At 67.1% G+C, this 1,100-nt stretch carries 1 protein-coding gene; it reads right to left on the bottom strand.

What is annotated here, in order from left to right; all coding sequences use genetic code 11:
- Position 1: 1 nt before the first annotated feature.
- Positions 2-985, bottom strand: a complete 984-nt coding sequence (locus ACFY0D_RS40240; RefSeq protein WP_390802817.1) for an IS481 family transposase — start codon at positions 983-985, stop codon at positions 2-4.
- Positions 986-1,100: the final 115 nt, after the last annotated feature.

The following is a 1,100-nucleotide window of genomic DNA, read 5'->3' on the forward strand; positions in this document are numbered from 1 at the left end:
CCTAGGTGTATTGACCTGCAGCGTTGTTTACCCGGCTGATGGGCGGGTGTCCGTCCAGTGCGGTGTGGCAGCGGTGGTGGTTGTAGGTGTGGAGGAAGTCTGCCAGGGCCGCTGTCCGCTCGTTGTTGGAGGTGTAGGGCTGTAGGTAGGCCCACTCGTCGAGCAGGGTGCGGTTGAAGCGTTCGACCTTGCCGTTGGTCTGCGGCCGGTAGGGCCGGGTCTTCTTGTGGGTGATGCCGGCCGCGGCCAGGGTCTGGGTGAACAGTTTCGACTTGTAGCAGGAGCCGTTGTCGGTCAGGACGCGTTCGACGCTGATGCCGTGGCGGGTGAAGAAGGCGTTCGCCCGCTGCCAGAAGCCGGCGGCGGTCTCCTTGCGCTCGTCGGTGAGGACTTCGCTGTAGGCAAGGCGGGAGTGGTCGTCGACGGCGGAGTGGACGTAGGCGTAGCCGATCACCGGCTTGGAGCTCTTGCGTTCGCCGGTGGTGGCGAGCTTGTTGTCCATCGCCGTGCGGCGGTCCATGACCTTGTGGCCGCCGCCGTCGGGGATGTTGCCGAGTTTCTTGATGTCGACGTGGACCAGCTCGCCGGGCCGGGCCCGCTCGTATCGGCGGATGACCCGGCCGGTGGGCCGGTCGAGGAAGGCCAGCCGGTTCAGACCGTGCCGGACCAGGATTCGGTGCACGGTCGAGGCGGGCAGGTCCAGGATCGGGCCGATCCGGGCAGGGCCGAGCTTGCGCTCGGCACGTAGCAGGCACACGGCCGACTCGGTCGCGGCCGGGGTGCGGTGCGGAGTCCTTGCCGGCCTGCTGGAACGGTCGTGCAGCCCCGCCTCGCCCTCGATCCGCCAGCGGCGGACCCATTTGTGGGCGGTGGGCCTCGATATGCCCATCTCCGCGGCCACGTGCGCGACGGGACGGCCGGCAAGAACACGTTCGACCAGGATCCGCCTGCCGTGAACGGTCAGCCGGGCATTACGGTGGGACACGAAGACCTCCGTGCGGTGAGTTCCTAGACAGCTCCCACCACACCGGAGGTCTTCGCCATGTTCAAGACCTGCCGAGTGTCAACAACGCTCGTGATCAATACACCTAGGCCGTCTC

Origin of the sequence: Streptomyces sp. NPDC001502, assembly GCF_042894785.1 — a bacterium.
Lineage (GTDB): Bacteria > Actinomycetota > Actinomycetes > Streptomycetales > Streptomycetaceae > Streptomyces > Streptomyces kutzneri.